Consider the following 24,800-nt stretch of genomic DNA (forward strand, 5'->3'; position numbering starts at 1 on the left):
GTAGAAATCGGCTCGAATCGGGTAGATACACAATTGAGAATAGTTATTATTCCTGACTTTATTGCCGTCGTCGAGTTGATTTGCTTGTTTTGCGGGTAAGCGACAGACAGGCGGCAGATAAGCGACTGTGCGGGAAGGAGAAAAGAGAAAACTATGCCATATGCCGCTGTTGAAGGTGGTTCATCCGCTGCCACGTCGCCTTCTACGCCACAGAACCGTGCCTGGCACATTATGCACCCCGTACGCGGGCAGATTCGTCTGGCGATGTGTCTGTCGGGGCTATCGGTTCTGGCTGGCATCGCATTCCTGCTCTTTCTGGCGTGGAGTATCCAACTGCTGATCGTGCAACCCGCGTCATGGCCGCTACTTGCGATGAGCGGCGCTGTGCTTTGCCTGTGCGCCAGCTATCTGCTGCGTCTGCTGGCCTTTAATCAGTCTCACTACGCTGCGTTTCGGCTGGAAAATCAGATTCGTCGCGCGTTGGCGGAACAGCTGGCGCGGATCCCGCTGGGTGAGGCGCAGCGTCTGGGCACCGGCTCGCTGGCGAAGATCGTGCAGGATGATGTAAAAGCGCTCCACCTGTTTGTGGCAGACAGCACACCGCTCTACGCCCGCGCGGTTGTGGCACCGCTGTGTACGTGCGTGTTGCTGTTCTGGCTGGACTGGCGTCTGGCACTGGCGGCCTTGCTGGTGCTGGTCATCGGCGCCGTGGTGCTGATGCTGGCGATGCGCAATGCCGGCGAGATGAATCAGCGCTACAACCAGGCGCGGGAAGAAGTCAGTACCGCCGTGATCGAGTTTGTGCAGGCGATGCCGGTGGTGCGCACCTTTGATACGGGTGCTTCAACGTTTGGGCGCTATCAGCAGGCGCTGGAAAATTATCTGGACGTGCTTACGCGGTGGTATCAGCAGGCGGGGTTCTCGGCGCGCTTCTCCTTCGCGGTGCTTAACCCGCTTCCTACGCTGCTGGTGCTGTGCTGGGTGGCATACGGTTTCTATCACTCCGGCGAGCTTGATTTCAGCCTGTGGGTTGCCGTGCTGCTGCTCGGTAATGGCATGGCGGAGGCCGTCATGCCGATGATGGCGCTGAATCACATGGTGGCGAAAACCCGATTGAGTATCAGCCGGATTCAGGACGTGCTGGCGTTGTCGCCGCTGCCGGAAGCGGAAAGTGATGTCTTGCCCGCTGACGCTAGCGTCAGCGTTGAGCAGGTCAGTTTCCGTTACGATCGGCACGCGAGCGACTGGATGTTGGAGGACGTCAGTTTTCAGGTGCCGGCAGGCTCGGTCACGGCGCTGGTGGGGGCCTCTGGCGCAGGGAAAACCACCGTGGCTCGGCTTATTCCCCGCTTTTGGGACGTAACGGCCGGGCGCATTTTGATTGGTGGTGTCGACATCCGACAGATGAAAACCGCCACGCTCATGCAGCAGGTGTCGTTTGTTTTTCAGGAATCATTCCTGTTTGCGGACACCATCGCTAATAACATCCGGCTCGGCTTGCCTGAAAAAAGTATGGAAGAGGTGGTTGCCGCTGCGACGGCGGCGCAGGCGCACGATTTTATCATGGCGCTACCGCAGGGTTACGACACGCTGGCCGGTGAGCGCGGCCAGTTCCTTTCTGGCGGACAGCGTCAGCGCATCGCCATTGCGCGAGCGCTGTTGCATAACCGACCGATTTTGGTGCTGGATGAACCGACGGCCTTTGCTGACCCGGAAAACGAGGCGGCGCTGCTGGCGGCGCTTGGCGTCTTGATGCAGGGTAAAACGGTCATCATGGTGGCGCATCGTCTGTCGACGATCCGCGATGCTGACCAGATCGTGGTCTTCGATCGTGGACAGCTGAGCGAATCGGGTCGTCATGACGCGCTGCTAGCGGCACAAGGCCGCTATAGCGAACTGTGGCGACACTATGAGCAGGCGCAGAACTGGGCGCTAGGCAGCGCATCATGCAGCACACCGTCGAGCAACGGACCGTCAGGAGATCGTGCGTGATAAACGAAAACCATTCCTCCATAACTGCGTGGCTATCTGCGTGGTGGCACACGTATCGTCAGTTGGAGCGGGTGACGGGTTCACAAGCTCATGTATTCCGTCGGTGTTGCCTGAGTCTGCTGGCGGCGGCCATCACTCAGGGGCTGGCGCTGGCGTGTCTGTTTCCGCTGCTGTCTGCGTTTATCCACGCAGAGGCTGCCCGCGAGATAGCGATGTGGCTGGTACTCATGACGATCCTAAGCCTGTTGACGCTGGTGCTGCGCTGGTATGGACAAGGATTTGAATATCGCGGGCAGCTTGCGGCGGCGACTCATGAATTGCGTATGCGTCTTGGAGAACAGCTGCGAAGCATGCCGCTGACTACGCTTCAATCCGCGCGGGCGGGGGACATTAACGCGCTGTTGCTGGGCAGCGTGGATGAGAACCTGAATTATATGCTGGCGATAGTCAACCAACTGCTGCTGGCTATCGTAACGCCTATCGTGATAGCGCTCGTCATGCTGCTGGTGGAATGGCGATTAGGCGTGAGTCTGCTGCTGATCTTTCCCGCCATCGCGCTGCTTTATCGCTGGCGGCGACCGGCATTTGCACGCACGATGCAGGCGCTGGCGGAGGCGAATCAGCAAACCAGCGCCGACATTGTGGAATATGTGCAGGGGCTTGCCGTCCTGAGAACCAGCTGTCAGCAGGCTGAACGCACGTCGGCACTGCGTCAGCGTTTTCAGCATCTACAGCAGATACAAACGTCGGCTCACCGCCGCGGTGCGAAACCCGGTGCGGTGGTCGCCAGCGTCGTGGAGTTGGGTCTTCAGGGTGTGCTGATTTTTGGTATCAGCGGCGTTGTGGTAGGCGCGTGGGATATAGCCATCGTCGCCGCGATGATGGTGATTGTGGTGCGCTTCTCTGAACCGCTGGCGACGTTTGTCAGCTATACGGCCGTGTTGGCTCTGATTGATACGGCGCTGCATCGCATTGATGATCTGCTGGCGATTGAACCGCTTCCCGTACACCAGCCTACTGAGGTGCCGACAACGTATGCGATTACGTTCGAGCAGGTGAGTTTTCGCTATGCGGATGAGGCTGAAGCAGTGCTTGATAGGGTGGACATCGCGCTGCCGGAGAAGGGAATGACGGCGTTGGTCGGGCCGTCTGGCTCGGGGAAAACGACGATAGCGCGGCTGCTCATGCGCCATACGGATCCGCAACATGGGCGCGTGTGTATCGGCGGCGTGGATATTCGCTGCATTCCAACGCGTGAATTGAATAAGCTGATTTCTGTGGTGTTTCAGGATGTCTATCTGTTTGATGATTCGGTGCTGGCGAACATTCGGATGGCGCGGCCAGATGCCAGCGATGCCGAGGTTGAGCAGGCTGCGGACGCCGCGCAGTGTCTGGAATTTATTCAACGATTGCCGCAGGGATGGCAAACACGGCTGGGTGATATTGGCGGCAGATTATCCGGCGGTGAACGGCAGCGTATTTCGATTGCACGAGCATTATTGAAGGACGCGCCGATTGTGATTCTGGACGAACCGACGGCGGCATTGGATACCGAAAGTGAACTAGCCGTACAGCGGGCGATTGACAGGCTGGTTCAGGACAAGACGGTCATTGTTATCGCGCATCGGCTATCGACAATTGTGGGGGCACATCGAATTCTGGTTGTCGAGAATGGCGTTATTTCCCAGCAGGGAACACATAATGAATTACTGGGTGTTGAAGGCCGCTATTGCGCGTTGTGGAAAGCACAGCAGTCTATCTCACTAAAGTGAAATAGACGTGATGACAATTATAAAGGCTCAGGCTTGATGAGCTGTAATTCTACGCCGAGTCTGATGGCATGCTTGGCATTCAGCACGCCCAGTTTTTTTACTACATTACCAATATGGAATTTCACGGTGCTGATTTTGATATCCAGAATCAGCGCAATTTCCGGGTAGGTTTTTCCCATGCTGGCCCAGTACAGAATTTCGTTTTCGCGCTGGGAGAAAATCTCTTTGTCACCTTGTTTTCTGCTCTGCGGGCTTTGCGTCATCTCTTTGTAAAGCGTGGTGATTTTCTCATGAACGGCAATGAGCAGCATTTGCAGTTTGTCTTTATTTTCCTCAACAATATTTTCCATATCCGTTGGCGCGTGTTCTTCAAACATAATCGATAACGCCGCAAGATTATTATTGTTGTCATGCAAGACAAAGGTGTAGCCATTAACAATATCGTACTCTTTTGACAGGTTAAAAATCTTGGAGAACTTCAGCTTAGAGTTAATAACGATGTTGTCTTCCCAGGAGAACGGCGAGACTTTATTTATTGCCGTCAAAATAACCGGATCGATATGCTGATAGTTATTTTCTTTATAGGTATTAACCCATTCCTGCGGGTAATTTGAGATGATCACAACCTGAGACGGGTTCTTCTTGTTCATGATCATGTAGGCGTATTTCAGGTCGCCATACTGCTTTAATTTTCGGCCGAGATAGCTTTTTATCGTGTTATTGATAATTTCATTGTCAGAGCAAAATACAGACATGTAACGGCCTCAATAAAAAGCGAGAAAGTACCCATAATATAGATGACGTCATAAAAGTATAGTGCTGACCTATACCTAAGTCTAACTACTGTTACCCCATGATATCACTTATAATTTTTTCATGAACAGGACAATTTATAAAAAAATTTAAGAAAGTAAATTTTAAAAAAAATTGTTACAAATTGATTTGCCAACCCAGGGAACTACCCATAATTTTGTTCCTGTTCTGCCTACTGAATTTAGGGTGTGTGGTACCAAACCACGCGCCCTAAAAGCAGTTCTCCCGTCATACTTCAAATTGCATATGCGTTGGCAATACTCGCTCACCCCAGTCACTTACTAGTGTAAGCTCCTGAGGATTCACTGCGTCGCCGCCTTTCTGCAATTCGAATTATTTAGGGATATCCCGTCATTCGGAGCTGGATAGTAAATAATCCGTTTTCGCTTATCAACCCCGTCGTCCTTTGTTGTTCATCGTCATACCTTTCCCGTCCTTCTCCCGTTGTTACAGGCTGCAATGCTGCTTTGTGTAAAGAGGCGGCGGTGAGGCTAATGTTTTGATAATATTGCTATATCGAATCCTATTTTGCTCGTCAGCATCGGCTGGCAGGAGTGGTGATGAAAGTCCGAACTAAGGCTCGTCGTGAGGCCATCGTTAAAACGGCGGCGCAGCTTTTTCAGGAAATGGGCTATGAACGCGCCACCATGAATGAGCTGGCGAAGCGGGTCGGCGGTTCCAAGGCAACGCTGTATGGCTATTTTTCAACCAAAGACGAGCTGTTTACGGCTGTCGTTCGTGAACATGCGACCATGCATTTGTCCGAGGCAACGGCGGGGTTGATGACGGACACGCTGGCATCCGAAATGCTGGACGTGCAGCTGACGCGCTTTGGCGAACGCATTCTGTACGTGTTGACCAACGATAGCAGCGCGATGGCGATTTACCGGATGGTGGTGGCCGAGGCCGGGCATTCCGATATTGGTTCGCTGTTTTATGAATCAGGCCCGAAAGAGAACGTCGATAAGCTTTCTGAACTGATGGCTGCGGCGATAGCGCGGCAGGAACTGAAGCCGGGAAACCCACGTTTGCGGGCGCTACAGTTTTTGGCGCTGCTGACGGCAGAAATTGATGACCGCATATTCCACCGTCATTTGCAGCCAATGAGTCTGGAACGCATCCGCGAAATCGTCGGGGATGCGGTCAGCATGTTTATGGCCGGAGCGGCGGCGTAAGGCAGGTGCCTTGGCGATCCGGCATCCAGCGGGTCGCCGTTGCGGCGATCTGTTCTGCCAGCCGTGTGATGACCTGCTGCTGAGCGTGCAGCATCGCGGTATCACCGCCCGCCGCCTGCTCGGTAAACTGGCTGCGACAGATCAACCGTGCGCGCTCATCTTCTTTTCCAACGGCGCTTAGGCTCCAGTCGGCGTCAAACGTCACCGATTGACCGGGCCAGCTATCAAATCGCCGAACCTGAAGGTGAATTCTGACCACTGGCGTGTCTGCCGAACGCACCAAGCCTGAAACATCCTGCGTGTTGAGACGCTGCGTCAGATCGGCGGAAAGCGCGGTACGGATTTCCTCGCTCAGCGGGCTGAGCCAACGGTCGTTATCTAGCACGACGGCACCGCTATCACCCTGTCGAATAACAAGCTGCGACGTGTCGATTTGCGCTGGTACACCAACAGGCAGCACATCAATGAAAAAGGGGGCGGCGTGCGTTGTGTTTGCCATAGGGGATAGGGTTGCCACTGGCGAGGCGGGTGCCAGCAGCGTGTGGTAACGCACCTGAGGCGACGAGCAGGCGCTCAGCAGCGTAATAACAACAAGCTGACAAAATAGTGTCACTCGTTTCATCTTGAAGATCCTTCTCGGGAAAGGGGAGCGCGGTTAACGGCCGACGATGAATCATTTGGTCGTCCTTGCAGCAGCGATTCTGGGTGACGGTCAATCTGCTCGGCCAGACTGCGCAGGGCGCGTAAGGTACGCTGAATTTCCTGTAGTGACTGCGTGATGCCCAGTTGCAGCGGCGAATCCTCTTCCAGAACATCCTGTGCGCGGCGTGTGGCCTGCTGCATTTGTTTCATCAATCGATTGGCCTCTGGCAATGTCTGTCCGTTAACCTGCCGCAGCGCTTTATTGGCTTCTACCAGCGTGGTGTTCATGTTGTGACCGATAGCATCCAGCGGCAGGTTATCGATCTTGCCAATGATGCTCGCCATCTGCGTTTGTAACCGGTCAAATCCCCCATCGACGGTCGGCAGCACTAACGGGCGGGCGTTGAGATCAAACGGTGTCTTCGCCGCCTCGGGCACAAAATCGAGTGAGATATAGAGCTGTCCGGTCAGCAAATTGCTCGGTGCTACCTGTGCTCGCAGGCCGTGTTCAACCAGATCGCGCGTAAACTCAGCCGTTTGCTGTTCGAGCGACATCGCTTGCTTAGGCAGCCTATCCAGCACGTCGCCAAGCCGGTTAGGAAAAACTTCAATGCTGACGACGGTAGGAAAGCGATAGCCTGTTTTGCTGTAATCCAGCGCAATGGCGGTCACGTGGCCGATTTTGACGCTGGAGAATTCCACTGGCGCACCGATCTCCAGACCGTGCAATGAACGATCGAAACGGAGTTTGAAGAGGATGGGCGGGCCATCCGGTGGCGATAGGGCCGATTCCCGATCGTTCGCCAGTTTGTAGGTGGTCAGCGGTTCTGGTCGGGCAATCGTGTCGTCCAGATCGGGCGTGGAAAACGCGATACCACCGGCCATGACGGCAGCGAGGGTTTGTGTTCTGAGGCGAAAACCGTTGGCGTCCACCGAGAGGTCCACCCCGCTGGCATTCCAGAAGCGGGTATCCGGCGTCACAAAGCGGTCATAGGGCGCATCGATAAAAACCTGAAGCTGGACGCTGCGACCATCGCGATTCAACTGGTAAGACGCGACGCGACCGACGGGGATGCGACGGTAGTAAACCGGCGAACCGCTATCCAGCGACCCGAGATCGTCTGCCTGAATGACAAAACGGCTGCCCGGCATACCGTTAATCACTGCGGGCGGTGACTCTAAACCGATAAAGCGAGTTTCTTCCTGAGTCGATTCGCCTTTATCGGCCCCGATGTAAGCGCCGGAAAGCAGGGTATCGATGCCCGTCACGCCGTTGATGGCGACGCGTGGGCGAACGACCCAAAAACGGCTATCGGCATGCGCCAGATTTTCCGCATTTTTATTGAGCTGTACGGTGGCAAGAACCTGCTGACTGTCCTGACTCAGCGAGATGTCTTTTACGCTGCCTACCGCTACGTCTTTATATTTGACGACGGTGCGGCCCGCTTCAAGACCGCTTGCGCTCTGAAAGGAAATCACGATTTCCGGCCCGGTATCCGACCAGGTTTGAATCAGCATGGCGAGCCCCGTTAGCATGGCGAGCGCCGGGACCAGCCAGATTAATGAGATTCGCCAGCGTTGGCGGATAATCACCGGATCGCCGGGTTGTTCGTGGATCATTTTTTGTCACCTTTCCAGATAAGACGCGGGTCATAGCTCATGGCAGATAGCATGGTCAGTATCACCACCAGCCCAAAAAAAAGAATGCCGCTGCGGGGTTCCGCTTCACTCAGCGGCGGAAATCTGACGAGTGCAGAAACGGCGGCAATGACGACGACATCCAGCATGGACCAGTAACCTACCCATTCCGTTAGCCGATACAGTGCCGCGCGCTCGGCCATTGCCTTACGGCTTTTTTGGCGTGACATGAATAGCAGCAGGCCAAGAATTAGAAATTTCATACAGGGGATGACGATGCTGGCAGTAAAGATCAGTAGGGCGATGCCGTAATCACCGCTGTGCCAGAAATCCATCACACCGCTTAAGATGGTGCTTTCGCTTCCCAACCCGAACAGACGGGTGTACATCACGGGTAACACGTTGGCGGGAATATAGAGAATCAGGGCGGCGACCAATAACGCAGAAGAGCACGCTGTGCTGTCCTTGTGGGAAGACGTCAGCCGTGACTGGCAACGTGGGCAACGCACCGCGTCGTGCGTGTCGGCTTCATGCTGGCAGACGAGGCCGCATACCGGACAGGCAACCAACGGCTGGGCCGACGGATTACTTTTCATGACTGACCACGCTGCGGTGACTGTCCGTGGGCACCAGCGACCATAGCGGGCGAAGATCCAGACTGTTGACGACGACGAGCAGCAACATCAGCGCTGCTAGCGCCCAGCAGCCCGCTCCCGGAATAACCTGCATAAAGCCGGAGAGCTTGATGGCAGCGATCAGAAAGCCCAGCGCCGCAATCTCCAGCATGCTCCAGGGACGAAGCCACAGCAGTATCTTCATCACGGGAATAAAACCGGGGGCACAGCGGTGTTGGTTGGCGAACATCAGTACCCAGCCAGTCAGCATGATTTGCAGAAAAGGGGCAATAATCAGGAGAAAAAAACAGCCTATCGCCAGCGGCAAAGTCGCACCGTTAGCCAGCGCGAGCGCCGTTTGCCACAGCGTGGCCGTATTCTGTAACGCATGGAAACTGACGCTCAGTACCGGATAGATATTCGCAATAAAAAACAGGATGGCTGCCGTTTGTATCAGCGCCAGCCGATGCCCAGTATTCATCCAGCCTGAACGATAAAGTGTGGCCTGACAGCGTGTGCAGCGTGCCGCCTCACCGGGGTTTAACGCCCGGTAATGATGCACGCTGTCGCAGTGCGGACAGATAATTAAGTGGGGATAGATTGTCATCATGCCGTTCCGCACCGTTGTATATTCGTTTTTTGCTTACTTCAGCATGTCAGCCAGTTCTTCAGCCGCTTTATCGATACCGACCTCCGCAGCGCTCAGTGCACCCACGCTGGCGCTGACGTTCATGGCGTTCGGGTACTGCTTCGCGACATAGGCATTGAGCAGCTTGTTGGTTGTCGCATCATAAATTTCAACGGCATAGTTCACGGAACCGTTGAGCAGACCTTCTTTGCCGCGAATGGATTGCACGATGTTGTATGGCCCGCCAGCTAGGTCAAATTTGGTAAACGTACCGGCAACCGGCGTCGTGGTATCGGCACCCGTCAGCGTCAGTTTCAGCCGCAATGTGCCGGGCGCAGGCGAGGTCACGTCGTTGAAACGGGAACGCAGGGTTTTACTGAACGTATCCTGCATATAGGCGGCCAACGATTGCCTGTCCTGCTGTGACATGTCGTTAAATTGGTTGTCACTTCCCTGATAAATACTGACCGGATCGATGATGATGTGGGTGTACTGCTTCCAGTCGACGGGCGTGCTGTAGCGGTAAGGAATGCGATCCGCGTGTTCGCCTGAGTTTTGCGCCAATTGCGAAGACGAAGCGATGCCGCTGTAGCGCACGGGAGGATTGCTGGCGCAACCTGCGAGTACGACAGCCAGAGCCAATACGGTAGGACGTGCAACCCGGGATAATGTGAACATATAAGAATCCTGTAAAGAGAACCGCGAAATAGCGTGATAACACGCAGCCTTAGCCACACGACGTCCAGTCACGCCAGCCGTTTAGGTGCCAGAACACCTTCACTGTCGCTATACGTTAATTTCGGCATGTGTACTTTTAAAACTAAACTGTACGGTATGTTTTTAGTTTTTTCTGATTGCTGTGTCAAGAGAGGTGTGAGGTTTTCTTCTCAGGCAACATTTCTGTCACGATTTGGGATAAGGTGTTGGCAAATTCTGCCGATATTAATGGTTCAGGGAATGTTATCTGCACCTTAAGGATGCTAGCCGACTGTTATACTGAAGAGGGCTGATATCCGTCTACTGGTCCGATGATTGCCATCGTTGGATGATGAGGTTGACACACTTAAAAATATTTTACGTTTGACGCTGGATAAGATTGAAGAACACGACTATCACGTACAGTGGAGCGGTCGGATGTTGGTTCCTGTTTGCTCACATCTCGAATGTTGCCTTGTTACGGTACACCTATAATGACAATGACTCGCACTGAGGAAAGCATGGATAATTTTCAAAAAGAAATCGATGAGAGAACAAACCTCACCTCTGCTAATAAATTTGAACTCTTATTATTCCAGCTGGGCAAATCACCTGAAGGTGGCAAATCGGAGCTGTTTGGCATCAACGTGTTTAAACTGCGTGAAATTGTGCCGATGCCTACGCTGACCAAAGCAGCTGGCATGAAATCGCCGATGCTGGGTATGGTCAATATTCGTGGACAAATCATTCCCGTTATCGATCTTCCTGCCGTGGTCGGCAGTTCATCGGAAACTGGCTTGAACATTCTCCTTATCACGGAATATGCACGTAGTACGCAGGCGTTCGCCGTGGAATCAGTAGACGATATCGTTCGTCTGGAATGGAGTCAGGTTCTGGCCGCTGAAGCGGGTGTGAGCAGCTCCTATATCACAAGTATTGCGCGTCTTGATAACGACAAAGACAGCAACCGTCTGGCGCTGGTGCTGGATGTTGAGCAAATTCTGTTTGATATCATTCCCGGCGAACGTGAAACCAAACTCAAGAACGCAGAAGAGAAAATCTACCCCTATACGCCAGGCGCGATTGCGATTGTGGCGGAAGATTCCAAAGTCGCTCGTTCGCTACTTGAGCAGGGGCTAACCCAGATGGGCATTCCGTTTAGTATGCACATCACCGGACAGGATGCCTGGAACAAGATTCGACAAATTGCGCAAGAAGCACAGTCAGAAGGCCGACCTATCTCGGATAAGATCTCGCTTGTTCTGACCGATTTGGAAATGCCGGAAATGGACGGCTTTACGCTGACAAGAAACATCAAGCGTGAAGAGTTCCTGAAGAATATCCCGGTGGTGATCCACTCTTCACTGTCTGGCAGCGCGAACGAAGATCACGTACGCAATGTTGGCGCAGATGCTTACGTTGCGAAATTCGAGATCAATGAGCTGTCGACGGCGATTCAGACCGTGCTGAATAAAGTGAAAGTACGCCGCTAATTAATCAAGCGCGCGTATTACCATATTCGGCCTTTGCTTCCTCCTTGACGGGAGAGGGCGGAGGCCGATTTTTTTAGTCGTTGAACGTTGCTAGCCACCGACGCTTATCCTGATGAATTCGCTTTCTGGCCCCTGAACAAGCCGAGCCAGATACGCGGTAATGATCAGAATGAGGTCGTTACCCCTGCATAGTAGGCACGTCCCGGTTCGTTATAGGTGGACGCACCTTTTGCCTCGCGATAAATCTGCTTATCAAACAGGTTACTGATACCGGCATTGACGCGCAGGTTCTTGTTGAACTGATAGTTCACTCCCACGCCCGCAACGGAGTAGCTGCCGATTTCGCGCGAAGAAAGCCCACCCCGGCTCTCTGTCCAGTTTGTCGCATACTGACGGGGCTTTTGCTTGCCGTACATTGTCCAGCTAACGTTGGCGGAAAGCTTATCCGTCGCCTGCCAGTCCAGTAGGGTATTGACGGTGTATTTCGGGATAATCGACAGCGGGTTACCGGTGTCTTTGTTTTTCGATTCAATCATATAGGTGGCGTTGGTGCTCCAATCCAGCGTGTCTTCAATCACTGGCACCAGCAGGTTGGCTTCCAGCCCTTCCACCAGCGCTTTGCCGCCATTTTCCCAACGTAAAATCGCCGCATTTGACTGCGTCAGCCCGAGAATATCGGTACCGGAAACAATCTTGTTTTTATAGTCATTACGGAAATAGGTCACACCCGCCTGCCAGCCGGCATGTTTGAACTCCAGACCGATTTCTTTGTTGACGCTGATTTCGGGATCCAGATTGTCATTTCCCGCCAGATAGCAGCCACCGCCGTTATTATAATCAACGCCGAACGGGCAGCCGTTACCGCGCGAATAGAGCAAATAGCCGGTAGAGGATTGATAAAGATTGGGTGCTTTAAAGGCGCGCGCAATGCCGGCTTTTACGCTAAACATTTCGCCCAGCTCCTGCTGGATGTTCAAGCTGGGGCTGTAGTTGCCGCCAAATTTGTCGTGATAATCGAAGCGCAGGCCGGGAATCACTTTGGTTCCGGGTACCACTTCGATATTGTCTTCAAAATAGAGTGCACTGAGTTCGGCGCTGTTTTTGCTGCTGCGCTGGGAAGGATTGACAGACGTACCGGGGAGAGTATCGCCGCTGTTTCCTGTATAACTGCTTGCGGAGGGATCGTTTAACTGCTCTCGATTCCACTCCGCGCCCAGCGTGAGCGTTTGTTCCGCCCAAAGCTCAAGCGGGATATTTAACTCGCTGTTAATGCGTAAATTTTTTAAACGACTGGTACTGTAGCGATCGCTGTTGATTGATCCTTCAAAGCGGCCATACAATCCTTCATCAAGCCGGGTGTTATTCGTTTGGTCATAAGCGATGCCTAGCTTGGATTGTCCCCAATCCCAGATGCCGTTATGCGTAATGGCATAATTCTGGCGGTACAGTCTGTTGGTTTCTGCACCGCTCTTTGCCAGACTTTCGGGGATTACCCCTCCGCCGCTGAACTGTGTATCGCCAGTGTAGATATTACCCTGACGGCTATAGCCCGCTTCAATATCAACAATCTGCTGTGGGGAAAGTTTCCAGGACAGCAGCGTATTGAGATCCTTATTGCGCACGCCTTCACGTCCGGCAGCAGAAGAACCGTTTTGGTTCCGGTTGATATCCCAACTGTCGGAGTCGGTTTTATTGATATTACCGTACAGGCGCATGGTCAACGCATCACCGGCCAGCGGGCCGCTCAGGTTGATATTGGCACGGCGCGTGGCACCTTCTTTGCTGTTTTCCGGCTGATTGCCGTACAGCGAGAGTGAGCCAGTCCAGATGTTGGACGGACGTTTGGTGATGATATTCACCACGCCGCCAGCCGCGCCGGAACCGTAGCGGGCCGCAGCAGGACCACGGATTACCTCGATACGTTCTACCTCTTCAACTGGCACCCAGTTGGTGTCGCCTCGGGTATCGCGTTCTCCGTCCCAGGCGTAGCGAACCGCGTTACGCGAGGTAACCGGACGACCATCAATCAGAATCAGCGTATTTTCCGGCCCCATTCCGCGCAGATCGATCTGGCGGTTGTTGCCTCTTGCCCCGGTGGCGCTGTTGCCCGTGAGGTTCACCCCCGGCATTTTGCGGATAATGTCTGACAGATCGTTAACGGGCGGCGCTTTTTTAATATCTTCCGCTGTGATGATGGAAACGCCGGGCTGCTGTTTTAATTCCTGCTCAGCGGTGGCTTTTACCGTCATCACATCGTCATCGGCTGCCTGTGCCGTACCCAGATGGGCGCCGAGTAATCCGGCAACGATCAACGCTAATGGTTTTATGGTATGGAACTGCTGTTTGTGCATTTTTTATTTTCATCCCTAACGACGCGCATATGTACGAATGCAAACGAGAGTTATTTGCGTTTGGTAATTTGGCAAAAAATAGTACACATGTACAGTTTTTATTGTGGCGATATGCGGGAGAGAGAAAAAACGAGCAACAGCAGGTGGGAAATAGCTTTCCCACCAGAAAATCGTATTACTTAGCGGAAGGCGTTATACAAGGCTGAAACCGCCTGATGGACCAGTTCACGTGGCAGCGTGCGTTCATGTTTTTCCAGCAGTGCACGGATGAAAAAGCCGTTCAACAGCGTACCTAGCGGGAGCGCGGCGCTATCGGGCGTGACCACTTTAATGATGGCGACCACGGTGTTAGACCATTCAAGTGCGATAGGGCGCAGGGAAGGGCGTGAAATCGCGGCGGTAAATAATTCGTACTCACGTGCCAGATCGTCAATATCTTCGATTCCACGCATGACAAAATCGGTCAGGACATCACGCGGGTCGTCGTGGCGACGTTCAAGAAACCAGCTAAACATGTCATCGCGAAACAGCGCAATCGCGCTACTCATGACGGCATTCAACATGTCGTCCAGACTCTTAAAATGGTAGGTGGTGGACCCCAGCGGCACGTGAGCCTCATTCGCCACAGCGCGGTGTGTCAGGGCACCAATGCCGTCACGTTTGATGATGTTCGTCGCGGTTTCAACGATATGAGCCGCACGTGAATGCGTGCTTTCCAACCCCGTACCGCTTGGCGTGACGCCTTTTTCCGCCAGCCAGGCAATCGCCCGTTCAGACGTCGTTTCGCCAGAGGAAATAATAGACGTGTCTTGCTGTAAAACGGTGGTAGACGCTAGCGGCGCGGCGTGAGTTGTTCCACCGGTGTGTGCTGTGATCGTGTGCGCGGTATCGTCTGGCGAGAATAAGGATTTGGCATCATTAAGCATCGACTGCCGTTCCTCGCGATCTAGCGTCACGAAGCCTAACCCTTGTAGCAAAAAAACGCCTTCTGTGGCGAGGAACGCCAGGCGGATACGGCGCATTGTCGGCGTGGCATCGCGTAGCTGGTCCAGTCTGGTGCGATAGAATTCCCGCACAGGTTCCAGCATGGCAGGGGAGTGAACCAGCGCGGTAAGCAGGCCAACGGCACGGGATGTGGTTTCGTCTTCTTCCTGAGCAATGGCCGTAATGTGGCCTAGCACATCGGCGTGAGGCTGAGCGTTATAGCGTGAGGTTTGCAGCAGTGCTTCCTGCTCAAAACGGCTGAGTTCGCGCGACAGCATAGTCATGATCAACAAGTCTTTGCTGGGAAAACTGTAAACCAACCCGCCTTTGCTAATACCTGCTTCTGCAGCAACGGCATCTAGCGTGAAGCGATGCACGCCATCGCGTAGCAGCACCTTTTCTGCGGCATCCAGAATCAGATCGTTTTCAATGGTTTTTTTGCGCGCCATCACATTGCCTTGTATTTTCGACTAGTCAGTCATATATTGCGCTCAGCAACACGCATCTTATCCGATTCGCAGTCCCTTTGCTGTCGGTTCTTCATGATTAAGTCGTCTATTTTTGAGGTGTTATCGATGTCTGATTCGTCTTTACTGGCGTCGCGCAGTTTTGTTCTCATCGGCATTTTAGGCATTCTGTGTGCCTTTGATGCCATGTCGATTGATATGTATCTCCCTGCTTTTCCTGCGATCCAGCAGGATATTGGGGCCGATGCGGCGGGAATGCAGACCTCGTTGTCTGTCTTTCTGATCGGGTTGGCGCTTGGGCAACTGGTTTATGGGCCGCTGACCGATCGCTATGGCCGCAAAGGTCCGCTGCTGCTCGGTATCGTGCTGTTTGCCGTGTCTTCTTTGCTTATCGTTCATGCCTCCACGCTATCGTGGTTTGTCTTCTTCCGCCTGATGCAAGGCCTCGGCGGTGCAGCCGGATTGGTGATCCCGCGTGCCATTGTGGCGGATTTGTACTCGGAACGTGATGCGGCAAAGGTATTTTCTCTGCTCATGCAGGTGATGGCGATAGCGCCGATTATCGCGCCGCCGCTGGGCAGTGTTCTGCTCGGCTCGCTGGGTTGGTCGGCCATTTTCTGGGTGCTGACGGTGGTGGGTATGCTGATGCTGTTTGCCACCTGGCGCTGGGTGCCGGAAAGCCTGCCACGGCGTGAGCGCGTCGGTGGCGGTATGTTGTCGGCCTTAACGGGTTACGCGGCGTTACTGCGGCAGAAAAAATTCATGGGCTATACGCTTTCCGGCTCTTTTGTCATGGGCGGCCTGTTTACCTACATTGGCGCGTCTGCCTTTATTTTTATTGAATATTTCCACCTGTCGCCCACCACCTACAGCTATATTTTTGCATCGAATGCGCTTGGCATGGTGGCGCTGGGGCAAATCAATATCTTTCTGCTGAATCGCTGGCGCGAATATCAAATCTTGCCCATCGGGATTGCTCTGCATGTTGCGGGAGGGCTGGTGTTATCCGGTGTTCTGCTGGCTGGCATGACGTCGCTGTGGGTTGTTACGGCATTGCTGTTCCTGACCATGAGTTTCCTGAGTCTGGTGTTCGGCAATGTGGTGGCGGTGGCGATGAATGCGGCACCGGGCCAGACCGGTTCGGCTTCTTCGCTGCTCGGCGTATTGCAGTATGTTTTCGGCGGGGTTGCGGGCGTCATCATGGGGATGGTGCATGACGGCACGCTGCTTCCGCCAGTGATGTTATTGACGGCCTGTGCGATAGGGGCACTGCTGAGTTGGTGGTATGCCTCGCGCCAAGTGGATATCGATACGGCGAAAGAGGCGTTGGCAGATAACGGTACGCCGCAAAGGGAAGGGAACTAAGGCGAATCGAGATGCCGCCTGCGGTGATCGGCAGGCGGTAGAAGATTAATCCAAATCAGATGCCTGATGGCGCTCGGCGACCTGCTCAGATTCTTCGCCCCAGGTCCGGTTGACCTTGCGACCACGAATCACTGCCGGACGAGCGGCAATCTCGTCAGCCCAACGAATCACATGCGTATAGTCGTGTACGGATAGGAACTCTCCGGCGGAGTAAAGCGCGTTTTGTACCAGCCCGCCGTACCACGGCCAGACGGCGATATCGGCAATCGTGTAGCTGTCACCTGCCAGATAACGGCTCTCTGCCAGTCGACGGTTGAGCACATCCAACTGGCGCTTGGTTTCCATCGTGAAACGGTTGATCGGGTATTCAAATTTTTCCGGCGCGTAGGCGTAGAAGTGCCCGAACCCACCACCAACGTAAGGGGCTGAGCCCATCTGCCAGAAGAGCCAGTTCAAGGTTTCGGTGCGCGTGGCGAGGTCATTCGGCAGCAGTGCGCCAAATTTCTCGGCCAGATACACCAGAATAGAACCGGACTCGAACACGCGAACCGGTTTTTCGCCGCTTTGGTCAAGCAAGGCGGGGATCTTGGAGTTCGGGTTGACGTCGACAAACCCGCTGGAGAACTGATCTCCATCACCTATCTTAATCAGCCAGGCATCGTACTCTGCTCCCGAATGGCCTAGCGCCAGCAGCTCTTCCAGCATGATTGTCACTTTCACGCCATTTGGCGTTGCCAGCGAGTAAAGCTGAAGTGGATGCTTGCCAACGGGCAGCGCTTTTTCGTGCGTTGGGCCAGCGATTGGGCGGTTAATATTGGCGAAGGCACCGCCGGAAGAGGCGGGCTGCCAGACTTTTGGCGGCACATAGGTTGGGGACGTAGCCATTCAAATCTCCTTATGCATGAAAAGAGAGCGAGTTAAGTCAACACCATAACAAACTCACGCGGCTCGCTGATACCGTTCTGTTCTATCTCTACTTATTTAGGGTATAACGCGAGATCCGCACATTGCTGAGGGAAGAAATCAATGTACGGATCGCCGTCAAGGCTTAATAGCCGACGGTAAAGCGCTGACGAGTGTGTGCCGGGTTTTCAATTTCATCAACCAGCGCAACGGCATAGTCTTCGAAGGAGATACTGCTGCCTTTATCGTGACTCAGCAGTGTGTCTTTGCCGAGGCGGAAGGTGCCGGTGCGTTGACCCGGAACAAATTCGGCGGACGGTGAGAGGAACGACCAATCAAGATCGTTTTCCTGTTTTAACAAGTCGAGGAAGGCTGCGCCGCGAGAGGCTTCAGGACGATAAGCATCAGGGAAATTTGGCTGATCGATCAGGCGCTGGCCGGGTGCAATTTCAAGGCTTCCCGCGCCGCCGACGACCAGATAGCGTTTCACGCCTGCGGCTTTAACGGCTGCAATCAGGGTAGTCGGATCGGACGAACCAAATTTAACGGCGCTGACCACGACGTCATGTCCTTTGAATAATGCGACGAGAACCTCTTTGTCCAGTGCGTCACCCTGCTTAGCAGTAACGTTCGGCAGTGAAGCAATTTTTTCTGGCGAGCGTGCGATGGCGGTGACCGTATGTCCACGGTCCGATAGTTCTTTAAGAATGCGTGAACCGGCATCGCCTGAAGCGCCAATGAGAGCGATATGTGACATGTGAACTCCTTATTCTCTTGTTTTGGGACTAAGTAACAAAAATAGACTATAGAGAATCTGGATGGTACATTCCCGACTTTCTCTCCACAAGAAGTCACCGGTATGCAACCAGGTCACACAACAATGACTAATGACACCCTCAACGATGACGCGGTTAGCCAAAAAACATCGCCAGCGGAAAACCCCAACGATTCCGCGTTTGATCATCCTTGCCCGATCCGTGATGTGCTGGATCGCATCGGCGATCGGTGGAGTTTGTTAATACTAGAAGCGCTGGCGCAACAGACGCTGCGTTTTAATGAATTAAATCGCCATATCGACGATATTTCGCGTCAGATGCTGTCACGCACGCTAAAACGACTCGAAGCTGATGGGTTCATACATCGGACGATCTATGCGGAAGTTCCCCCGCGCGTGGAATACACGCTGACGCCATTAGGGCACTCCTTTTTGCAACCCATGCAGTTGTTGATTCAGTGGGCTGATAAGAACCATGCCGAAATTTGCCGCTCTCGCCGTCAGGCCAGACAAAACAATGCTTGAACGGCCATTTGACTCTTAATCAATTGCTCTCTCCAATCTAAATATCACCTCATTGTGCGACCTTGCTCGCACGGTGTTGGCAATGCTATTTCATCTGCATAGAAGTATTGGAATTCGCCTTCCGATTTCTCTCACTGACCTGTGCATATCTTCTGCTGTCGCTTCATAATCTGAATTATAGCTTTTCATCTATATAGGGTGTGATCTATATTTATAAGGAGGATTTGTGTGGAGAATTGAAACGACGGACGTGTTTGATAGCTGGTTCAGCGCCTTAAACGATAGGGATCGAGCTTGCGTGCTTGCAGCACTTATCGTGTTGCGGGAAAAAGGTCCAATGTTATCTAGACCTTATGCCGATACGGTTAAAGGTTCTCGTTATAGCAACATGAAAGAGCTGCGTATTCAGAGCCGAGGAACGCCGATACGGGCATTTTTTGCCTTCGACCCACATCGTACAGGGATCCTGCTCTGCGCGGGCAATAAGTCCGGCAATGAAAAGCGCTTTTACGATGAGATGCTCCCGTTTGCTGAGCGGGAGTTAACAAATTATCTGAAAAAATCAGAGAAGAGGGAGTAATGCTATGGGCAGAACGCTGGAACAGCTTCTTGCGGATGAAAAACCAGAGGTTGTGGTCGATGCTCACGCTATAGCGACAGAGATGCTGCTCAATATTCATCTCGCTGAACTGCGTGAGAGGGTGCAAAAAACGCAAGTAGAAATGGCACAGGTGCTTGGGTTAAAACAGCCGACCGTGGCGGTAATGGAGAAACCCGGCCGAGATCTGAAACTTTCCACGCTTAAACGCTATGTCGAAGCGACCGGCAGTAAGCTACGTCTTGATGTTGAACTGCCGGACGGCTCGCATTACGAATTTATGCTGTAGCGCCTCCCGCAGGTTACCCAGCAAAGAGGCGCTTGTTCTACCGGTTTACGTCGGCTGTCGCCTCATTAAGCAACGTTAGGTAGCGTGACCCCGAAATGTTCCTGCCGGTGACGACGCAGACGGTTTTGCGTCCGCCAATTTCTTTCGCGTAGCGAATGGCTCCCGCGACGACAGGTACCCCAGAAGGTTCGACAACATGGCGATGCAGATCGAGCATTGATCGCATCGCGGCTTTGATTTCGTCTTCTGAGACGGTGAGCACGCGATCGACGCGATCACGAACCAGTGGCCAGGTCATTGCACTGGGCTCTATGTAGCCACTGACGCCCTCGGCGATGGAGGGAGCCAGATCGACGGGAAGTGTTTCACCGGCTTCTTTCCAGCGAGCGAACGTCGGACTCGCTTCACTTTGTATGCCCCACACTTCGATAGCGGGGTTGATTGCTTTGGCCGCTGTCGCAATCCCTGAGACCAGCCCGCCGCCGCCGATATTCACCAGGATGATCTCCGCATCCATCCAGTCTTCCATAATCTCAAGACCGACGGTTCCACCGCCTGCAATCATCTGTGGGTTATCGTAGGCCGAAACGAAGGTGGCACCAGACTGTTGTGCAGCCACTATCGCCGCCTGCCGCGCGTCTTCTATGTCATCAAAGAACGTAATACGCGCACCACAGCCTTTCATGGCTGCGACTTTCATGGGATCTGCCGCGCGTGGCAAAAAGATGGTTACGGGGATGCCCGCGACCTGCCCGGCATAGGCGAGCCCTAACCCGTGGTTTCCTGCCGTTGGGGCGATGACGCCAACGCGGCGCTGTTCTGCATCCAGATTGGCAAGAACGTTTGCTGCCCCCCGTAGTTTGAAGCTACCGGTCTGCTGGAGGTTTTCCATTTTGAGTCGAATTTCTGCACCAACAAGAGCGGATAATTCCTGCGAGTGATCTAGCGGTGTTCTGCTTATTGTTGCTTTGATCTGCTGAGACGCAGCATAAATGTCCTTCAACGTTACAGAGTCGGTTGCCCTTTGATATTGGTCTGTCATAGTATTTCTCTATCAGCTGTATATGGAAATGACTATATAGGTATTTGGCTATATGAACAAGCAGGCAACGACAACGGCCGATCTATTACGGGCGCTCGGCAATGAACAGCGGCTCATCATTCTGGAGTGGTTGGCCGATCCTCGGGCACATTTCCCAGAACAGCAGGATGGCGATCTGGTTAAGGACGGGGTGTGTGTAGGGTTTATCACTGAGAAGATCGGCCTGAGTCAGCCGACTGTCACCGGCCATCTTCAATATCTATCGAAAGCCGGAATTGTCACATCGAAACGCATCAAAAACTGGGTGTTCTATAAACTCGTCCCTGAGCGCTTAGACGAGGCAACCACCGCATTATCTGAGCTTGCAAAGCTCGCCTCTCGTCAGCAGTAAAGGGCGCTAAAATTATTACTTTCCCTGCGATTTTGGCCTGGCTGTGCGTCCCCGCGCAGCAGGTTTGACGGGCACCGTTTGGCCGTATTCTATCCACCATGCGGTTAACGCCTGCATTGTCGGCCCAAGCCCGCGAGCCTTATCCGTAATTTCATACTCGACACGTGGAGGCACTTCCGCGAAAACGGTGCGAGATACCAGACCATCCGTTTCCAGCTCGCGCAGTTGGGCCGTCAGCATGTGTTGCGTAATGCCGGGTATCGCTTTTCGGAGCTCTCCGAAGCGATAAATCCGTTGATTGAGCAGCCACATAATTTCTAGTTTCCACTTGCCTGCCAGCAGCCCAAATGCACGGCGCATTTCCTCGTGCATGTTGATCTCAGGATCGCCATTAGTCTTATTTTCCATACTAACCATCACTATTTCATCCTACTTGCGGTAATTCATGTTAGCAGACATTCTGCACCAACGTTGGAAAACACCTTTGAGGAAATGTCATGCAAGCACACTATATTTACTGGATCAGTACCGCACTGTTGTCACTGCTGTATATCGCCTCAGCGACGATATATATCACCAAAAGGGAGTGGGTTCGCCAGACCATAATTAATTTTGGTTATCCCGGTTATCTTGTGCCGATCCTCACCGCAGTGAAGCTCCTCGCTGTCGCTACCATCCTCTCCCGCATTAGCGTGCCGCTCAGCGATCTGGCCTATGCGGGCATGTTCTTTCATCTGCTTCTTTCGGCTATTGCGCATATTGGCGTGCGCAAACCTAGCGGCGCATTACCCGCAGGACTGGGGCTGGTCTTTTTGCTCGTTTCATTTACCACCCAAAATACTGCGCACGATACTTCTTCACCCTATGGCGGCGTTATCGCGGGGCAACACCTGACGTTCAGCGGACAGGGGAGCGCGCACTGAAGCGTCTGAGTCTGGTAAGCCGTCGGTTATTACTGACTCGCTTACCTGCCGATGGCAGCCTTGTTTTTTGACATTTCACATCTTGGTTATTCATTTTGATAAATACATAAAGGTGCAACATGAAAGTGACATTGTTCGGCGCGACGGGGAAAACAGGGCGTTATTTAATCGCCGAAGGCCTTAAACGTGGAATTGAACTGACGGTGTTTGCGCGCACAGGTTCTTTATTTGACGATCCAAACGTCCGTGTTATTCGCGGTGAATTCACTGACAAAGAAGCGCTGAAAAATGCGATTCAGGGTGCAGATGCTGTGTTGTCCGCGCTTGGCCCAACCGCATTCAAGCACCCTAAAGCGTTACCGATTACCCGAGCGATGCAATCCATTATTACGGTGATGAAACAGGAAAATGTCACCCGCCTGATTGCTATATCGACCGGAACGGCGGCTGACCCAGACGACGGTTCGGACTGGAGAATTCGGTTGCCTGCATGGTTGATCAAAATAATGATGGCGAGCGCTTATCAGGACATTATTGCTCTCGCAAAAACAATCCGCGCCTCGGAATTAGATTGGACGTTGGTCCGCGTCGCCTTTCTTAATAATAATCCTGCGTCGAGTTACCTCAACGTGGGGCTTTATGGTAAGACCAAACACACCATGATGTTATCCCGGGAAGAAGTAGCGACGTTCATGTTCGATCAGCTATTGGATGGACAATTTATAAACATGGCACCGGGAATTAGCACCGGATGAAATACGTCTAGATTATTGCTCCAGCATGAATGTAGTCGCATTGCTTCTGATTCATTATTCGTCCAAATCAGCCGGTTTGGATCGTGTCTAACCAGTGGGTGACTGTTTCTGTTGTCTTTCTTTCCTGATCGCATTCAATGACGAGTGGCTTTCTCCATCGGTTCCCTGGCGTCAGGGCGGCAAGAATATCCTCACTGTTGCCGAGGCCGTATCCCCCGTGGGTAATGAAAGGAATGAGTATTTTTCCTGTCAGGTTATGTGAACGAAGAAAGGTTTGCACGATAGGAGGAACGGTTGTCCCCCAAATGGGGAAACCTAAATAAATCGTCTGATAGCGTTCGATATTGGCGACGTCATTTTTTAATGGTGGTCTTATTTCGCGGTCACGTTCGTCTTTTGCCTGCGCCACGGTCTGAAAATAATCCTCTGGGTAGGGATTCGCAGGCTCAATTTCAAAAAGATCGGCTTTCAGGCTGCGATGAATTACGCCTGCGATGACCCGCGTATTACCGCTTCTGGAAAAGTACGCGACCAAAATTCGGCTATTGATGGGCTTATTTCTGGCGTCGGCAGCAGTGGACGGCAAAGCGACGTTCGCCAGCGTTAATCCTGCCAATGCGGTAATCAGCATCCTTCGAGTGGAATCATGTTCGTCAGTCATGGCCTCAGGTTCCTTATCGTTCCGATGATGGACAAGTTTGATGTGTTACTCGCTAACTGGCTGTCTTCGTGACTGGTGTGGTGAGTGCGATTACCGCGCTGGCTGCGGTAAACAAGGCGATGATCCACGCCATGGTCCACGGCGTCCCATCGCTCAGTAGCGCAAGCAGTAAGGAGGAGATAATGCCGCTGCCGTACTGTAGCGACCCTATTAATGCTGACGCTGAACCGGCCATGTTTGGCACCGCATCAAGTGCGGCGGCTGTTGACGTTGCGGCGATGATGCCGTTCATCGAAAAGAACACGAACACCGAGACCACAATCAGAATTATTCCCCCGATATGCAGTTTCGTGCCAATAGCCAGAATGAACGATGCGGCGGCTGCGATCAGCACGGCAAATTTAAGCAGCTTCTCAAGCGGATAACGCTGAACCAGACGGCGGTTTACCACGCTCATGCCCATCACGCCGACGATATTCAGCGCAAATAGCCAGCCGTAATGCTGTGGATCGATACCGAAGTAGGTGATGTAGACAAAGGCCGAGCCGGTAATAAAGGCGTAGGCGGCAACATAATAGAACGTCAGGCATAAGGTGAAACGCATGAAGTTCGCGTTCGTCAGCAGGGCATAATAGTTGCGAAAGGCGCTGGGCAACGACGCTTTCACCCGCCTGTCTTCGGGTAACGTTTCGGGCAGCCAGCGTAATGAAATCAGCATAGCGACGCCAATCACCGCCAGCAGCCAAAAAATGGCATGCCATGATGTCACTTTGATCAATTGCCCGCCGAGTAGCGGCCCGGCAATCGGCGCAATCGCCATCACGATCATGAGTGTCGAGAGCATTTGCGCTGCACGGGTACGGCTAAAGAGGTCGCGAATCATAGCACGAGCCAGCATTGGGCCTGTACATGCTCCCAGTGCCTGAAAGATACGCCAAAAAACGATCTGCGGCATATCCGTAGACAGGGCGCAGCCGACGGAGCCAATGATAAACAGGACCATACCAATAAACAGCGGTATTCGGCGACCCAGATGATCGCTTAACGGCCCCCAAATCAGCTGTGCGATGCAAAAGCCGATTAAAAAGCCGGTGATGGTTAGCTCTGCATTCCCCTGTAAATCCTTCGCCATGATGGGCATAGCCGGTAAATAAATGTCTGTCGATAAAGAGGTAAACGCCATCAGTGCACTGAGAATGGCAATAAAAAATAGCCCTGACGTTTTTTCTGGGCGCGTCTGAACTTGAGTCATATCTGTCCGTTTGGTTTTACATTCTTTGGATTATCTTACCGGGATTACGCCCCGTG

25 protein-coding genes are annotated in these 24,800 nt (G+C 53.1%); 11 read left to right on the top strand and 14 right to left on the bottom strand.

What is annotated here, in order from left to right; translation table 11 throughout:
• Window positions 1-153 precede the first annotated feature (153 nt).
• Both EIP93_RS08180 and EIP93_RS08185 read left to right on the top strand, forming a co-directional pair.
• Complete coding sequence (locus tag EIP93_RS08180) at window positions 154-1,992, top strand: ABC transporter ATP-binding protein (protein ID WP_125232546.1); 1,839 nt, start codon at window positions 154-156, stop codon at window positions 1,990-1,992.
• Complete coding sequence (locus EIP93_RS08185) at window positions 1,992-3,764, top strand: ABC transporter ATP-binding protein (RefSeq protein WP_103941433.1); 1,773 nt, start codon at window positions 1,992-1,994, stop codon at window positions 3,762-3,764. The genes EIP93_RS08180 and EIP93_RS08185 overlap by 1 nt, the downstream gene beginning before the upstream one ends.
• Before the next feature lie 17 nt (window positions 3,765-3,781).
• Here EIP93_RS08185 and EIP93_RS08190 read toward each other — a convergent pair whose 3' ends face one another.
• Window positions 3,782-4,519 carry a helix-turn-helix transcriptional regulator gene (locus tag EIP93_RS08190; RefSeq protein WP_039473530.1) on the bottom strand — a complete coding sequence of 246 codons (738 nt, stop codon included), beginning with the start codon at window positions 4,517-4,519 and terminating at the stop codon, window positions 3,782-3,784.
• 618 nt (window positions 4,520-5,137) lie between these two features.
• On the opposite strand from EIP93_RS08190, the gene EIP93_RS08195 reads away from it, so the two are divergent.
• The gene (locus EIP93_RS08195) at window positions 5,138-5,752 is read left to right on the top strand and encodes a TetR/AcrR family transcriptional regulator (protein ID WP_103941168.1); all 615 of its coding nucleotides are present in this window, start codon (window positions 5,138-5,140) and stop codon (window positions 5,750-5,752) included.
• Here the strand turns inward: EIP93_RS08195 and EIP93_RS08200 are convergent.
• The 5 genes from EIP93_RS08200 to EIP93_RS08220 are packed head-to-tail and all read right to left on the bottom strand — an operon-like array spanning window position 5,730 to window position 9,952.
• A complete protein-coding gene (locus EIP93_RS08200; RefSeq protein WP_103941170.1) occupies window positions 5,730-6,374 on the bottom strand; it encodes a PqiC family protein in 645 nt (214 codons plus the stop codon). The genes EIP93_RS08195 and EIP93_RS08200 overlap by 23 nt on opposite strands.
• Window positions 6,371-8,014: a PqiB family protein gene (locus EIP93_RS08205; RefSeq protein WP_125232547.1), complete on the bottom strand. Its 1,644-nt coding sequence runs from the start codon at window positions 8,012-8,014 to the stop codon at window positions 6,371-6,373. The genes EIP93_RS08200 and EIP93_RS08205 overlap by 4 nt, the downstream gene beginning before the upstream one ends.
• On the bottom strand, window positions 8,011-8,628 hold the full coding sequence (locus EIP93_RS08210; RefSeq protein ID WP_125232548.1) for a paraquat-inducible protein A: 618 nt from the start codon (window positions 8,626-8,628) through the stop codon (window positions 8,011-8,013). The genes EIP93_RS08205 and EIP93_RS08210 overlap by 4 nt, the downstream gene beginning before the upstream one ends.
• Window positions 8,618-9,253, bottom strand: a complete 636-nt coding sequence (locus EIP93_RS08215; RefSeq protein ID WP_185894033.1) for a paraquat-inducible protein A — start codon at window positions 9,251-9,253, stop codon at window positions 8,618-8,620. The genes EIP93_RS08210 and EIP93_RS08215 overlap by 11 nt, the downstream gene beginning before the upstream one ends.
• A gap of 36 nt (window positions 9,254-9,289) precedes the next feature.
• Window positions 9,290-9,952, bottom strand: a complete 663-nt coding sequence (locus EIP93_RS08220) for a DUF3313 domain-containing protein (protein WP_107333077.1) — start codon at window positions 9,950-9,952, stop codon at window positions 9,290-9,292.
• Window positions 9,953-10,491: 539 nt separating this feature from the next.
• On the opposite strand from EIP93_RS08220, the gene EIP93_RS08225 reads away from it, so the two are divergent.
• Window positions 10,492-11,463 (top strand): chemotaxis protein, encoded by a 972-nt coding sequence (locus tag EIP93_RS08225; protein WP_103862019.1) that lies wholly within the window; start codon window positions 10,492-10,494, stop codon window positions 11,461-11,463.
• Window positions 11,464-11,627: 164 nt separating this feature from the next.
• Here the strand turns inward: EIP93_RS08225 and EIP93_RS08230 are convergent, their stop codons facing one another.
• Together EIP93_RS08230 and EIP93_RS08235 are read right to left on the bottom strand one after the other, a co-directional pair.
• Window positions 11,628-13,814 carry a TonB-dependent siderophore receptor gene (locus EIP93_RS08230; RefSeq protein ID WP_103971205.1) on the bottom strand — a complete coding sequence of 729 codons (2,187 nt, stop codon included), beginning with the start codon at window positions 13,812-13,814 and terminating at the stop codon, window positions 11,628-11,630.
• Window positions 13,815-13,993: 179 nt separating this feature from the next.
• A complete protein-coding gene (locus EIP93_RS08235) occupies window positions 13,994-15,247 on the bottom strand; it encodes a TetR/AcrR family transcriptional regulator (protein WP_109226034.1) in 1,254 nt (417 codons plus the stop codon).
• Between the two features lie 126 nt (window positions 15,248-15,373).
• Here EIP93_RS08235 and EIP93_RS08240 point away from each other — a divergent pair, with 126 nt between their 5' ends.
• The gene (locus tag EIP93_RS08240) at window positions 15,374-16,630 is read left to right on the top strand and encodes a multidrug effflux MFS transporter (RefSeq protein ID WP_103941182.1); all 1,257 of its coding nucleotides are present in this window, start codon (window positions 15,374-15,376) and stop codon (window positions 16,628-16,630) included.
• A 45-nt stretch (window positions 16,631-16,675) separates the two neighbouring features.
• On the opposite strand, the gene yghU is transcribed toward EIP93_RS08240, so the two are convergent.
• Together yghU and EIP93_RS08250 are read right to left on the bottom strand one after the other, a co-directional pair.
• On the bottom strand, window positions 16,676-17,515 hold the full coding sequence (gene yghU, locus EIP93_RS08245) for a glutathione-dependent disulfide-bond oxidoreductase (RefSeq protein ID WP_010298718.1): 840 nt from the start codon (window positions 17,513-17,515) through the stop codon (window positions 16,676-16,678).
• Window positions 17,516-17,678: 163 nt separating this feature from the next.
• Window positions 17,679-18,290 (bottom strand): NAD(P)-dependent oxidoreductase, encoded by a 612-nt coding sequence (locus tag EIP93_RS08250; RefSeq protein WP_125232550.1) that lies wholly within the window; start codon window positions 18,288-18,290, stop codon window positions 17,679-17,681.
• Window positions 18,291-18,392: 102 nt separating this feature from the next.
• On the opposite strand from EIP93_RS08250, the gene EIP93_RS08255 reads away from it, so the two are divergent.
• The 3 genes from EIP93_RS08255 (at window position 18,393) to EIP93_RS08265 (ending at window position 19,720) form a co-directional block, all read left to right on the top strand.
• A complete protein-coding gene (locus EIP93_RS08255) occupies window positions 18,393-18,833 on the top strand; it encodes a winged helix-turn-helix transcriptional regulator (protein ID WP_125232551.1) in 441 nt (146 codons plus the stop codon).
• Between the two features lie 226 nt (window positions 18,834-19,059).
• Complete coding sequence (locus tag EIP93_RS08260; protein WP_044203475.1) at window positions 19,060-19,413, top strand: type II toxin-antitoxin system RelE/ParE family toxin; 354 nt, start codon at window positions 19,060-19,062, stop codon at window positions 19,411-19,413.
• A 4-nt stretch (window positions 19,414-19,417) separates the two neighbouring features.
• Window positions 19,418-19,720, top strand: coding sequence for a helix-turn-helix domain-containing protein (locus EIP93_RS08265; RefSeq protein ID WP_010298722.1), 303 nt, complete (start codon window positions 19,418-19,420; stop codon window positions 19,718-19,720).
• A gap of 37 nt (window positions 19,721-19,757) precedes the next feature.
• Here EIP93_RS08265 and EIP93_RS08270 read toward each other — a convergent pair whose 3' ends face one another.
• A complete protein-coding gene (locus EIP93_RS08270) occupies window positions 19,758-20,762 on the bottom strand; it encodes a threonine ammonia-lyase (RefSeq protein WP_125232552.1) in 1,005 nt (334 codons plus the stop codon).
• Window positions 20,763-20,814: 52 nt separating this feature from the next.
• Between EIP93_RS08270 and EIP93_RS08275 the strand changes: the two genes are divergently transcribed.
• Complete coding sequence (locus EIP93_RS08275; protein ID WP_103862011.1) at window positions 20,815-21,153, top strand: ArsR/SmtB family transcription factor; 339 nt, start codon at window positions 20,815-20,817, stop codon at window positions 21,151-21,153.
• Window positions 21,154-21,168: 15 nt separating this feature from the next.
• Here the strand turns inward: EIP93_RS08275 and EIP93_RS08280 are convergent, their stop codons facing one another.
• Complete coding sequence (locus tag EIP93_RS08280; protein WP_125232553.1) at window positions 21,169-21,561, bottom strand: winged helix-turn-helix transcriptional regulator; 393 nt, start codon at window positions 21,559-21,561, stop codon at window positions 21,169-21,171.
• 89 nt (window positions 21,562-21,650) lie between these two features.
• Between EIP93_RS08280 and EIP93_RS08285 the strand changes: the two genes are divergently transcribed.
• Both EIP93_RS08285 and EIP93_RS08290 read left to right on the top strand, forming a co-directional pair.
• Window positions 21,651-22,076: a DoxX family protein gene (locus tag EIP93_RS08285; RefSeq protein ID WP_039540880.1), complete on the top strand. Its 426-nt coding sequence runs from the start codon at window positions 21,651-21,653 to the stop codon at window positions 22,074-22,076.
• 119 nt (window positions 22,077-22,195) lie between these two features.
• The gene (locus EIP93_RS08290) at window positions 22,196-22,831 is read left to right on the top strand and encodes an NAD(P)-dependent oxidoreductase (protein WP_107333072.1); all 636 of its coding nucleotides are present in this window, start codon (window positions 22,196-22,198) and stop codon (window positions 22,829-22,831) included.
• 67 nt (window positions 22,832-22,898) lie between these two features.
• On the opposite strand, the gene EIP93_RS08295 is transcribed toward EIP93_RS08290, so the two are convergent.
• Window positions 22,899-23,492 carry a flavodoxin gene (locus EIP93_RS08295; protein ID WP_119158537.1) on the bottom strand — a complete coding sequence of 198 codons (594 nt, stop codon included), beginning with the start codon at window positions 23,490-23,492 and terminating at the stop codon, window positions 22,899-22,901.
• 52 nt (window positions 23,493-23,544) lie between these two features.
• Window positions 23,545-24,744, bottom strand: coding sequence for a multidrug effflux MFS transporter (locus EIP93_RS08300; protein ID WP_125232554.1), 1,200 nt, complete (start codon window positions 24,742-24,744; stop codon window positions 23,545-23,547).
• Window positions 24,745-24,800: the final 56 nt, after the last annotated feature.

The organism is Pectobacterium versatile (assembly GCF_003932035.1).
GTDB classification, from domain to species: Bacteria; Pseudomonadota; Gammaproteobacteria; order Enterobacterales; family Enterobacteriaceae; genus Pectobacterium; species Pectobacterium versatile.

Bases quoted from the DNA above. Each gene is read 5' to 3' on its own strand.
- EIP93_RS08180 (WP_125232546.1), top strand. From the start codon at position 154: ATGCCATATGCCGCTGTTGAAGGTGGTTCATCCGCTGCCACGTCGCCT.
- EIP93_RS08190 (WP_039473530.1), bottom strand. From the start codon at position 4,519: ATGTCTGTATTTTGCTCTGACAATGAAATTATCAATAACACGATAAAA.
- EIP93_RS08195 (WP_103941168.1), top strand. From the start codon at position 5,138: ATGAAAGTCCGAACTAAGGCTCGTCGTGAGGCCATCGTTAAAACGGCG.
- EIP93_RS08200 (WP_103941170.1), bottom strand. From the start codon at position 6,374: ATGAAACGAGTGACACTATTTTGTCAGCTTGTTGTTATTACGCTGCTG.
- EIP93_RS08205 (WP_125232547.1), bottom strand. From the start codon at position 8,014: ATGATCCACGAACAACCCGGCGATCCGGTGATTATCCGCCAACGCTGG.
- EIP93_RS08210 (WP_125232548.1), bottom strand. From the start codon at position 8,628: ATGAAAAGTAATCCGTCGGCCCAGCCGTTGGTTGCCTGTCCGGTATGC.
- EIP93_RS08215 (WP_185894033.1), bottom strand. From the start codon at position 9,253: ATGACAATCTATCCCCACTTAATTATCTGTCCGCACTGCGACAGCGTG.
- EIP93_RS08220 (WP_107333077.1), bottom strand. From the start codon at position 9,952: ATGTTCACATTATCCCGGGTTGCACGTCCTACCGTATTGGCTCTGGCT.
- EIP93_RS08225 (WP_103862019.1), top strand. From the start codon at position 10,492: ATGGATAATTTTCAAAAAGAAATCGATGAGAGAACAAACCTCACCTCT.
- EIP93_RS08230 (WP_103971205.1), bottom strand. From the start codon at position 13,814: ATGCACAAACAGCAGTTCCATACCATAAAACCATTAGCGTTGATCGTT.
- EIP93_RS08235 (WP_109226034.1), bottom strand. From the start codon at position 15,247: ATGGCGCGCAAAAAAACCATTGAAAACGATCTGATTCTGGATGCCGCA.
- EIP93_RS08240 (WP_103941182.1), top strand. From the start codon at position 15,374: ATGTCTGATTCGTCTTTACTGGCGTCGCGCAGTTTTGTTCTCATCGGC.
- yghU (WP_010298718.1), bottom strand. From the start codon at position 17,515: ATGGCTACGTCCCCAACCTATGTGCCGCCAAAAGTCTGGCAGCCCGCC.
- EIP93_RS08250 (WP_125232550.1), bottom strand. From the start codon at position 18,290: ATGTCACATATCGCTCTCATTGGCGCTTCAGGCGATGCCGGTTCACGC.
- EIP93_RS08255 (WP_125232551.1), top strand. From the start codon at position 18,393: ATGCAACCAGGTCACACAACAATGACTAATGACACCCTCAACGATGAC.
- EIP93_RS08265 (WP_010298722.1), top strand. From the start codon at position 19,418: ATGGGCAGAACGCTGGAACAGCTTCTTGCGGATGAAAAACCAGAGGTT.
- EIP93_RS08270 (WP_125232552.1), bottom strand. From the start codon at position 20,762: ATGACAGACCAATATCAAAGGGCAACCGACTCTGTAACGTTGAAGGAC.
- EIP93_RS08275 (WP_103862011.1), top strand. From the start codon at position 20,815: ATGAACAAGCAGGCAACGACAACGGCCGATCTATTACGGGCGCTCGGC.
- EIP93_RS08280 (WP_125232553.1), bottom strand. From the start codon at position 21,561: ATGGAAAATAAGACTAATGGCGATCCTGAGATCAACATGCACGAGGAA.
- EIP93_RS08285 (WP_039540880.1), top strand. From the start codon at position 21,651: ATGCAAGCACACTATATTTACTGGATCAGTACCGCACTGTTGTCACTG.
- EIP93_RS08290 (WP_107333072.1), top strand. From the start codon at position 22,196: ATGAAAGTGACATTGTTCGGCGCGACGGGGAAAACAGGGCGTTATTTA.
- EIP93_RS08295 (WP_119158537.1), bottom strand. From the start codon at position 23,492: ATGACTGACGAACATGATTCCACTCGAAGGATGCTGATTACCGCATTG.
- EIP93_RS08300 (WP_125232554.1), bottom strand. From the start codon at position 24,744: ATGACTCAAGTTCAGACGCGCCCAGAAAAAACGTCAGGGCTATTTTTT.